The organism is Planotetraspora sp. GP83, from assembly GCF_041262585.1.
Lineage (GTDB): Bacteria > Actinomycetota > Actinomycetes > Streptosporangiales > Streptosporangiaceae > JAOEGB01.
In genome coordinates, this window is the sequence record NZ_JBGCBZ010000006.1 from 333355 (window position 1) to 344027 (window position 10673).

General features: G+C 68.9%; 8 protein-coding genes. 2 read left to right on the plus strand and 6 right to left on the minus strand.

Features of this window, described 5'->3' with window-relative positions; genetic code table 11:
- Positions 1-273: 273 nt before the first annotated feature.
- Entirely contained in the window at positions 274-1647 is a 1374-nt protein-coding gene (locus ABH927_RS11920; protein WP_370020786.1) for a condensation domain-containing protein, read from the plus strand.
- A gap of 110 nt (positions 1648-1757) precedes the next feature.
- Here ABH927_RS11920 and ABH927_RS11925 read toward each other — a convergent pair whose 3' ends face one another.
- The 3 genes from ABH927_RS11925 to ABH927_RS11935 form a co-directional block, all read right to left on the minus strand.
- The gene (locus ABH927_RS11925) at positions 1758-2609 is read right to left on the minus strand and encodes a BTAD domain-containing putative transcriptional regulator (RefSeq protein WP_370020787.1); all 852 of its coding nucleotides are present in this window, start codon (positions 2607-2609) and stop codon (positions 1758-1760) included.
- Between the two features lie 144 nt (positions 2610-2753).
- A complete protein-coding gene (locus ABH927_RS11930; protein ID WP_370020789.1) occupies positions 2754-3407 on the minus strand; it encodes an O-methyltransferase in 654 nt (217 codons plus the stop codon).
- Positions 3408-3506: 99 nt separating this feature from the next.
- Complete coding sequence (locus ABH927_RS11935) at positions 3507-4439, minus strand: NADP-dependent oxidoreductase (protein ID WP_370020791.1); 933 nt, start codon at positions 4437-4439, stop codon at positions 3507-3509.
- Between the two features lie 115 nt (positions 4440-4554).
- On the opposite strand from ABH927_RS11935, the gene ABH927_RS11940 reads away from it, so the two are divergent.
- Positions 4555-5115 (plus strand): MarR family winged helix-turn-helix transcriptional regulator, encoded by a 561-nt coding sequence (locus ABH927_RS11940; protein WP_370020793.1) that lies wholly within the window; start codon positions 4555-4557, stop codon positions 5113-5115.
- A gap of 260 nt (positions 5116-5375) precedes the next feature.
- On the opposite strand, the gene ABH927_RS11945 is transcribed toward ABH927_RS11940, so the two are convergent.
- From ABH927_RS11945 to ABH927_RS11955, 3 genes are all read right to left on the minus strand, one after another.
- Positions 5376-7700, minus strand: a complete 2325-nt coding sequence (locus ABH927_RS11945; RefSeq protein WP_370020795.1) for a BTAD domain-containing putative transcriptional regulator — start codon at positions 7698-7700, stop codon at positions 5376-5378.
- A gap of 597 nt (positions 7701-8297) precedes the next feature.
- Positions 8298-9425 carry an FAD-dependent oxidoreductase gene (locus tag ABH927_RS11950; RefSeq protein WP_370020797.1) on the minus strand — a complete coding sequence of 376 codons (1128 nt, stop codon included), beginning with the start codon at positions 9423-9425 and terminating at the stop codon, positions 8298-8300.
- 228 nt (positions 9426-9653) lie between these two features.
- Positions 9654-10673: methyltransferase (locus ABH927_RS11955; protein WP_370020798.1), on the minus strand; the 1020-nt coding region annotated here is incomplete at its 5' end.

Below are 10673 nucleotides of genomic sequence, written 5' to 3' on the forward strand. Positions count from 1 at the left end.
GGCCCCCACGTGGTCGGCTCCTGACCGCCTGCCGTCGATTCGCTCGTAGCAGGCCGAGCCCGACGGTTATTCGAAATGCCATCACAGCATGCTTGAAAACCGCTTAAATGTCTCCAAAGTACCCCCAAGGCGCCCCTGCGCGATCTCCATCAAATGCAACGGTTGACAATTGTTACGCGCTTGCTAAAATCGCACACATCTTGCGATTCCCGCCCATTCTTATACTTCTCTCACTATTCGTCGCTAATCCCGTCGCGATTGGGACTAATTGGCATGGATACCCCGACCGTCAGGAAGCCGGGCACCGTCGACGGACACGCCGCCCCGTCCAGAATGTTGAGCCCGACGGAACGCTGGTACTGGATCATCGACCAACTCTCCACACTCAACGTCTGCGCTCGCGTCCGCATCGAGGGTGAACTGTCCGCTGAGGCGCTGACCGAGGCACTGCGCGCGCTGCAGGCCCGACAACCGCTGCTGCGCCTGGCCATCACGGACGAGTTACCCGGCGGACCGCGGTTCGTGCCTACGGACAACCCGATCCCCCTGCGCGAGGTCAGCCTGGCCCACTCCGAGGAGTCGCCGTGGGAACGCGAGGTGGACGAGCACGAGTTCGCCGAATCGGTCGACTGGCGGTCTGGCCCGCTGGCCCGCGCCGTCCTCATCAGGCAGCCGGGGCAGGTCCACGACCTGGTCCTCAGCGTGCCGCACTGTATCGCCGACGGGACGACCGCCCTCGCGTTGCTGCGGCAATGGGTGCGGCTCGCCGCCGAGCCGCAGACGTCCGACCCGGATGTCGCGGATGTCGCGGATGGACCTGTCCCGGTCGCGGTGGAAGACCTCTTCCCGGCGCGCTATCGCGACATGTCGGGCGTGCTGCCCGACAAGGACCCTGAGGCCGGCGACGAACCCGACACGGTCCAGGACGCGGTGGTGGGCCGGGTCGTGCCCGATCGCTTCGTGCCGTTCCACCTCCGCCGGACTCGGTTGCTGCACCGGTCCATCGACAGCGACGCGCTGGAGAAGCTCACGACGGCGTGCAAGGGGGAAGGCGTCACGCTGCACGGCGTGCTGGCCGCGGCGATGGCCTCTGCCGTGGCGCGCGACGCCGGAGCCAAACCGCGCGCGCACTTCGCGGTCGGCTCCCCCGTCGCCTTCCGGGACGAGCTCGACCGGCCGGTCTCCGAGGACGAGGTCGGGTGCTTCGTCTCGGCGGTGCACTCGGTGGTCGCCTACCAGCCCGACGACCTGTGGGCGATGGCCCGGTTCATCAACAAGGACATCAGCGCGCGCAGGCGCCGCGGCGAGCAGTACTCGGTGTTCAGTCTCCTCGCCAGCCAGGGACCAATCGGCATCGCCGACAGCGAGCCCCTCGTCCGGTACATCGAGGAGCAGGGCTCGTTCAACTTCTTCGTGTCCAACATCGGCCGGTTCGACTTCCCCGGAGCCCTGAGCGGGTGGCGGTTGTCGGGGGCGCAGTTCGTGGGCGGCATCTCGGTCGTCGGCTACTTCGCCTCGTCGGTCAGCACCAGCCACGGCCAGTTGAACTGGAACTTCACCCACATCGACGAGGCGGTGCCCCGGGAGCGCGCCGAGCGCCTCGTCGACGACTGCGTCAAGACCGTGCTTACGGCGGCGGCCCTGTAGTACCGCGACCGCACCCGTGTGTCCTGAGTGGACCTGGTGCGAACGAGGCGCGGGTGGGCGGGTGCTCTCGCGGGCACCCGCCCACCCGCCGCGCAAGTGCCGTCGCGGTGTCAGAACGAGCTGGCCAGCGCCGGAATCTCCGGAAGGTCCACCGTCGGCCGTCGCGGCAGCGGAACCACCTCCGCCTCGTCCAGGGCGGGGTCCAGGGTCAGCACCGCCTGGTGGAACTCTTTCAGCCTGGGCGACGGCTCAAGCCCGAACTCGGTGAGCATGTTGTGCCGCAACCGGTGGAACGCCTCCAACGCGCGGATGCGGTAGCCCGACCGGTACAGCGCGATCACGTACTGGGCGTGGAGATTCTCGTGGAGGCGGTTGCGCAGGGTCTGCACCGCGAGTTCGCTGAGGATCTCGCGATGCAGACCCAGCCGCAGGTCCAGTTCGATGCGGTAGTCCAGCATGGTCATCCGGGACTGTTCGAGCGCGGCGACCTCGGCCCGGATTCTGGTGCCCGGTTCGACGTCGGCCACCGCGGGTCCGCGCCAAAGGTCCAGGGCCTGGCGAAAGTGCTGGGCGGCCGAGCGGTAGTCGCCCGCCCCCATGGCCGCGCACCCGTCCCGTCGGAGCCGGTCGTAGACCTTCAGGTCGAACTGCCCGGGTTCGACGACGAAGCGATACCCGTTGTGCACTGTCTGCAGTGTGTTCTCAGACACCTCTGCCAGGGTGAGCCCCGTCGCCTGGGTCAGCATCTTCCGCAGGTGGAAAACATAGATCTGCAACGCCGCGCGGGCGCTTTTCGGCGGGACGTCCTTCCACAACTCGTCGATCAGCGCCGAGACGGGCACCACCCGCACATGGTTGAGCAGCAGGAGAGCGAGCACCGTGCACAGCTTCTGCGCCGTGGGCGATATCTCCACGGTCCCGTGGTGGATCGACAGTGGACCGAGGACTCTGATGTCCATCATGGCGAGCTCGTTTTCAGGACGACCGGATGGGATGGTTGCGCGGCCAGGCGGACACGCACACGCCCGACCACCGGTCCGGTTCACGTGGTCGGAACACACAGCCTGCAGACCGGTCATCCTGAAACGAGTCCTCAGTGCCATAGGTCAGCTGAGCTTGAGGCACACCTGGACGCCCTGGTGGACCGGAAGCCGCAGGGACAGAAAGCCGTTGGCCGGATCGTTGACGTACTCAAGGAAGTCCTGGGTGAAGTCCTGGTCGATGTACAGGTCGATGTCGTCGGCGATCACCAGGGCGCCGGGCCGCAGCCGCGGCTGCACGACCTTGAGGATCGGCAGCCGCAGGTCCAGCCACCCGTCCAGGAGGAGCAGGTCGACCGGCCCTGGGAGGTCCTTCAGCGTCTCCCGCGCGTCGCCGAGCCGCAGCTCGATGATGTCGGAGAGGCCTGCGGCGGCGAAGCTCTCCTGCGCGCTGCGCGCCTTGTCCGCCTGCAGCTCGGTCGTGATCACCTGGCCGCCGTCGTTGTCGCGCACGGCGGAGGCCAGGTAGAGCGTCGAGATCCCGAACGAGGTGCCGAACTCCACCACGGTCCGCGCCTTGACGGCCCGGGTGAGCAGGTACAGCAGCTGCCCGCCCTCCCTGGACACCGACATGATGATGTCCTTCGTGCGCTCGGCCAGGTCGGCCGCGCTCACGTCCGCGGGGTACTCGCCCCTCATGTCCACGCCCGCGTCCGCGAAGGCGGCCACCAGGTCCTGCTGGTCCTCAGCGGCCAGCAGCCGGTTCAGGGTCGAGCCCACCGGGTCCGAATGTAACGTCGAAAGCACGCACACTCCTCGATTTCGTTGCTTCCCACGGGCTCGGCGCGGTCGGCGCCCAGCCGGGCCTGCGGTCGCAGGTCAGGGGATCAGGACGGTCTTGCCGGGCAGCTTTCCGGCGGCGGCCTCCTCGTGGACGGCGCGCAGCTCGTCCAGCGGCCTGCGCTGCGCCACGTAGATGGTCAGTTCCCCGGCGTCTACGCGGCTGACCAGCTCGGCGAGCTGCTCGGCGTCGCTGTGGCCGAAGACCTGGCAGATCCGCACGCCGCGGTCGGCGCTCCCTGGGCCCGGGGGGATGGTGTTGGCGAAGGCGCCGCCGTCGACGACCAGGTCCAGCAGCCGCGTGAGGTCCTCCGGGCTCGGAGGCACCAGGTTCAGCACCACGTCGAACCGCTGCCCTGCCACGGCCTCGTAGAGCGGGGTCTCGGTGTAGTCGATGATCCGGTCCACGCCGTAGGACTGGATGCGGTCGCGGCTACGGGCGCTGGCGGTCGCGGTCACGACCGCACCCGCCCGCACCGCGAGCTGCACCGCGTACGCGCCCACCGCGCCGCCCGCGCCGTTGATCAGGATGGTCTGCTTCGGCTTCAGGCCGACCTGCTCGAACAGCGCCTGCCAGGCGGTCAGGCCGACGGAGGGCAGAGCCGCGGCATCGGCCAGGTCGCCCGTGCGGGGCGCAGCCGCCAAGGCCTCGGCGGGCGCGACGACGTACTCGGCGGCCGCGCCGCGCCCGGCGATCGGCAGGAACGCCAGGACCGTGTCCCCGGCGGTCCAGCCGGTCACGCCCTCGCCCACCTCTGCCACGACGCCCGCCACGTCGTAGCACGGGACATGTGGCATCACCAGCGGGAACACCTCGGGGAAGTAGCCCGCGCGGATCGATGCGTCGACCGGGTTGAACGCGGCGCCCGCCACCTTCACCAGGACCTGACCCGTACCCGGCTCCGGACGGTCCGCCTCCTCGTGGACGAGGACGTCGGTGTCGCCATAGGAGTGGTACCGCACTGCCTTCATGGTCATCCTTCCTCACGTGCTTCGAAGTCAAAGCACCAATCTAGCCTACTTTGACTTCGAAGCAAGCCCGACGGGCGACACAGTAGTTTTGGTTCGAAGCAGGTACACTCACGAGATGGTTGGCTCCCCTTCCGACGCCGACGCGGACAGCGTCTCGGCGCTCGATCCCCAGCAGCTGGGGGTCTACTTCGCGCTCATGGAAGCCGTCAGCCTGCTCCAGCACCAGGTCGAGCTGCAGCTGCGCGCTGAGGGCGACCTCAGCTACGTGCAGTTCCAACTCCTGGCCCGCCTCGCGTCGGTCAGCGGCCACCTGACCATGACGCAGCTCGCCGACGGCGTCGTCTACAGCCGCAGCGGCCTGACGTACCAGGCCGGCCTGCTGGAGAAGGCCGGCCTGATCACCCGGCGTCCCAGCCCCGACGACGAGCGCTCCACGCTGGTGGCCGTCACCGAGGAGGGCTTGGCCCTGGTCGGCCGCGTCCTCCCCGGCCACGTCGAGGTGACCCGCCGCCTGCTGTTCGAGCCCTTGTCCGACGACGACCTGCACCACCTCGGCGACATCATGACCCGGGTGCGCGACCACATGCGGGCCCAGCCGCCTCGCTCGGCCGTACCGCGCAAACGCCGTCCTAGCCCGTCGTCGGTGGCCCAGGCCGCGCCGCGGGACGATCGCTGACCCCGGTCCCGTGCTTCGGTCCGGGCCCTTTTCAGCGCGCACGGGCACCGAAGCGACAGCTGGTGGCAGGTGGTGTCGTGGGCGGCGAACACCGGCGTGACAAGGAGGTTGCGCAAACTCGTCCTCGGCGACCTGGCCTTCAGCTCGCTGTACGGTGATCAGCGTGGAGATGAGGTCGTCGCCGGGGTTCTTCGCCTTCTCCTCCATGAGCGAGGCGACGTAGCCGTTCAGGCCCACGACGGCCTTCTCCACGCGCGCGGCTATGCCGGCGCCGTGGACCATGCTGAACACGAGGCCGACGTCGTTGGTCCACAGGCGGAACGTGTCGTAGTCCTCGTTCGGCACGCCGAGCAGACTTCGGGCCAGGTGGGCGGTGCCCCGGACGCCCCGCTGTCGTACGGCAGTGGCGCCACGGGCCTCGGCGACGGCCGTCGCGACAGCAGCGTGAGCGGCAGAGGCGCGTACGGCGCCTGGAGCCAGTGCCCGGCGCCCTCGGCCGCGCTCTCGGCCGCGCTCTCGGTGCCCCGCGCCGTCGCCCGGTCCGCCGCCGCGCCGAGCCGCCGGTGCAGGCGGGCCCTGCGCAGCCGCCCGGTGGTCTCGTACAACGCCTCGGCGACCAGGGCGTGGGTGAAGCGGAACCAGCCGAGCCGGTGCTGGTCCTCCACCACCAGGCCCGCCGCGATCGCGGTGTCGAGGATCTCCAGCGCCGCGTCGATCTCGATCGGCACGACCTCGGCGACGACCTCGATGTCGAAGTGCCTGCCCGCGACGGCGGCCACCGACAGCAGCTCAGCCGCGGGCGGGGGCAGCCGCGCGACGCGCCGCAGCGCCACTTCCCGCACCGGGACCGGCACCGGGGCCGTGCGGGGGTCGTCCAGGCGCTGCTCGCTGGTCAACACGTTGATCAGCTCCAGCAGGAAGAACGGGTTGCCCTCGGTGCGGGCGCACAGCCCTTCCGCGGTGCGCATGCTGACCTCCTGGTCGAGGATGGTGCCCGCCAGGGTCCGGGTGTCCCGCGAGTTCAGTCCTTTGAGGTCTATCCGGGTCAATTTCCCTCGGGACAAGGCGGCCAGTGTCTCAGCCAGGATCGGCGCCTCGTCCGAACGGTAGGACACGACCAGCAGCAACCGGTGCGCGGGCACCGACTCGGCGAGGTGGGCCAGCAGCCGCAGCGAACTCGGGTCCGCCCGGTGGAAGTGGTCGAGCATTACCACCACCGGCGCGCTCTGGGACACGTCGGTCAGGTAGTGGACGATCGCCTCAAACCGCCGCAGTGCGACACCGGTCACGTCCTCGCCATCCACCAGCGACCGGGTGTCCCTGTCCAGCAACTCGGCCACCGGTCCCGGCACCGGACGCTCCGGGAAGGCGGCTCCCGCCGCGCGCAGCACCTGCTCCCAAGGCCACAACGACGGCGCGGCCACGTGTTCGGGGCAGGCGCCCCAGAACACCGGCACTCCCGCCAGCTCGGCGAAACGCCGGAGCAGGCTGGTCTTCCCGATCCCCGGCTCGCCGGACACCGTGACCGCCCGGCCCCGGCCCGCCTCCGCCGCGGCCAACGCCTCGGCCAGCTGGCGCAGCGCCGTCTCGCGACCGACGAAGACCTCCACTTCGGCGTCCGGCGCGGGCGGCGACGTGGTCGTCACGACCCGCGGCGGGGCCGCGGGCTCGCTGGACGCGACCACGGTCGGGACGGCGGGGACAGGACGCCAGTCCAAAGTCGGCGCTTGGTTCAAAATCTCGCTCCAGCGTTGCTGGAGCGCGGGTCCGGGGTCGATGCCCATCTCCTCGTTGAGCGATACCCGGATGGTCCGCAGCACTTCCAGCGCCTCGGCCTGGCGCCCGGCCCGGTACAACGCCAGGCTCAGCAGCTCGCAGCCGTACTCGCGCAACGGGTTGGCCTTCATGAAGGCCCCCAGCTCGGACACGACCACCTCGTGCGCGCCCATGGCCAGCAGCGCAGCGCAGCGCATCTCGAAGACGGACAGCCGCAACTCCTCCAGCCGCGCGACTTCCGGCACCACGCACGGGGCGTCGGCCACCTCCGGGTAGGCCTGGCCCCGCCACAACGCCAAAGCGGACTCGAACTCACCCAGCGCCTGCTGCGGGTCGTCCCGGTCCCGCGCGCGCCACCCCGACTTGGCGTGCTCGCTGAACCGGCGGACGTCGACATCGACGACGCTGAGGTCCAACAGGTAGCCCAAGGGAGAGGTGCGCAACACCGTCGCGGGCGCCCTAGGCGCGCGGTCCGGTTCCAACAACCTGCGCAGATTGGACACATACGCCTGAAGTGAGGTCATCGCCGACGGCGGCGGATGGTCCGCCCACAACACCTCCAATATGACGTCCACCGGCACCGGCTGACCCACTTGACTCACCAGCAACGCAAGCAACGCGCGCTGCTTGGGCGCCCCCAGGTCCACCGGCCGACCAGAGACCGTCGCCTCTACAGGGCCCAACGCACGGAACTTCACCTTGACCTGGGAAGCTCCCTGAACATCTGACGGCTGTGCCTGTCTCTCGGCCCACCGGATGGAACCCGACGGAGTATGATTCGCGGTCCCGACGACTGATGCGGTAGTCATTTGCGTCTTTCCGGGTCAGGTCAGTTGTCGATTGGCTGCTGAACCGTGGTCAGAACCCGCGCGCCCGATCGGGTGGCGCGGCGCACTGAATCCAGTTGGATCTGGGTTAAGACCCCTCTCAGATTCGCCACACGCCGCAAGAGCAGCGCGGTGCGGTATTTGATTCACAGCCTGAAGCAAAACCGAACCGCCCGAAATCTGGAAGTGACATATCTGCGGCGCCGAACAGGCGGAATACCGCCGGTCCACCCAACCTCCCCGGTCGCCAGTCAGCCCATCACAAATCGCTCAAAATGTCAGCTTTCTTCGAGGCTAGGAACGCTCACTCAAAATCCACTTAAGAACTTCTAACCACCGTTGCCGGCGGCCATGAAAGGACTCGGCCAGGAACGAGGCCCCGCCGCGCGTGGAGTTCGCGCTCCCGCCGCGCAACCGGGTGCCGGTGACGACCGGAGCGGCCAGGCTGAGGCGACGATGCCGTTACGTCACCCGGACCAAGGCTGAGGAGTTCTCAGTTCCGGGACCGGGACCGGTGTCGCCGGATTCCGCGGCGGTCTTACCGCGACCGTCGGGGCAATGCGGAAGCGAGCGGGAATATCAGACCGGTTCCACCAGCTTGGCCAGCGCCCGCTCCACGACGGCGGTCTGGGCCTCCGGCGGTGCCTGAAGCTGTTCGAGCCTGCCGATCTCGATCGAGCTCTCGACGACGAGCCTGCACCGCTCCTCCCGCCGGGCGGTGAACGCCGCGAACGTCTCGGCGACCGTCCCGTGGACGGCGAGTTCCTCGGCGAGCACCAAGGCGTCCTCGACCGCGATCCCGGCGCCGGAGGCCAACTGCGGCGTCGTGGGATGGGCGGCGTCGCCGATCAGGATGACCCGCCCGGAATACCAGGGACTCGGCAGGTAGAAGGACTCCAGCGGGCGGAACGCGATCTGGGTGTCCTCGTTGATCGACTCCCGGATCTCCCGCACGTACCCCCCGTACGGTTCGAGCAGGTCGACAAGGCCGCCCGGTAGCTCGCGCCGCTCGCGGACCAGCCGCGGCGTGCGCTCGACCACGAACAGGTACATTCTGGTCGCCGAGATCGGAGTCCATCCGACTTTGGCCTTGCCACCGAGGAAATAGTGGCGGCGGTCGACCCACGGCGGGCGCGGCACGAACATCCGCCACACGCTCTGACCGGTGTACTCCGGCCCCGGTGCGTCAGGGAAGATCTGGTCGCGGGTCCGCGAGAAGATCCCGTCCGCCCCGACGACCATGTCGTAGCGGCCCGCGGTGCCGTCACTGAAGGCGACGTCGACCCCGTCGTCGTTCTGGCCGATCCTGTCGACGGAGACACCGAGGCGCGGGTGGACGCCACCGGCGAGCACCCGCGCGGAGAGGATCTTGAACAGCACCGGCCGGGCGATCCCGCCCGAGCCGCACACCCCGGCCTCCGACGGCATCGGTGTCGGGATGTCCCTGACGGGCTCGCCGTCGACCGTGCATATCCGAATTCCCTCACCGACGTAGCCCAGCTCGGCCACCTCGTCGTACACACCGAGCTGCCGGAACGCCCGCAGCGTCGGCCCGGTGATCGTGAGGCCCGCACCGGCCACCTTCCAGTCGGGAGCGATGTCGATCAGATCGACCGCGACCCCGACGCGCCGCAGAGCGATCGTCGCCGCCATGCCGGCGATCCCGGCACCGACGATCAACACTCGACCCGTCTGCTTCGACGTCATGGTGCTCCCCTTTGAGGGCGTGGAATAACCGCGAACAGTTCAGCGCCCGGCACCTGCAGTCGGCGCGGCACGGACGAGGGCGGCGCGGTCGGGTGGTCGTCGGTGGCCACGGAAACGGGCCGGTCCGGGGCTCGCCCGTCGGACGGCCGACCTGGCCGCCATGTCGGTGGGCGCCGCCCGGGGGGCGCCCCGTCGCCGGTCGTGCGGTGCCGCGACTGGACCGGTGAGTCACACGGTCTTCGTGGCGGACAGGATAGCCTGCACGGGGAGGGCGTACGGCGGCAGGTCGGCGGGGTCCTTGGCGATCGCCTGGGTGACCGTGAACCCGGCCTCCTCCAGCCAGCTGCGGTAGACCGACAGCTTCTGCGGGCCGCCGTAACCCATCGAGCAGCCGAGGAAGAAGCTTGGGAAGAAGTCGATGGTGTAGTTGTCGGTGTCCTTGACGTTCTCCGGGTAGATCGGCACCAGGATGTGGACCTGCCCGCCGACCTCCAGCGACTGGTTGACGCCCTCGAAGATCTTGAGCACGTCGTCCTTGTCCCACATGTCGATGAAGTGCTTGATCAGCACGACGTCGAAGCCCTGGGGGATGCTGTCGAAGACGTTGCCGCCGATGAAGGAGCAGTGTTCCTCCATACCGTGCTCGCGGAAGTTCTTCAGGCAGTCCTCTTCCCGCTCGGGCAGGTCGAACGTCGTCACCCGTAGCCCGGGCGAGGCCTTGTACTTGTAGGTGTGGATCGCGCCAAGGCCGGTGTTCCCGGCCAGGTCGAGAACCCGCGCGCCGGACGGGACGTCGATGTTGTCGAAGAACCAGGGGTCGATGCGCGCGGTGGTCGCGTCCATCACCCTCGACCACGGGTCGCCGATATCCTTGTGAGTGGCCGCCGCCTCGTAAAGGGTGCCCTCGAACCCGTAGAACTCCCGCAGGCCGACGAGGGTGCCGCTGCGCACGCTCTCGGTAAGGTAGAACAGCTGCCGGAGCGTGACGACCTTGATGAACTGCATGAAGCCGACCACCCCCTTGAGCTCGGCCTCGGGCACCTCGGCGAGCGCGTCGAGGGTGTAGGCGCCGGACGCCTCGTCGTAGGCGACGAAACCCTCCTTGACCGGCAGGAACAGCAGCTGCTCCACGGCCGCGGGCTTGGCCCCGGCCACGGCGCCGAGCTCGACCGCGGTCATGCCGGGGCCAGCCCGGAGCGCGTCGATGATGCCCAGTTCGAAACAGGACAGCAGGTTCATGAACCGCGC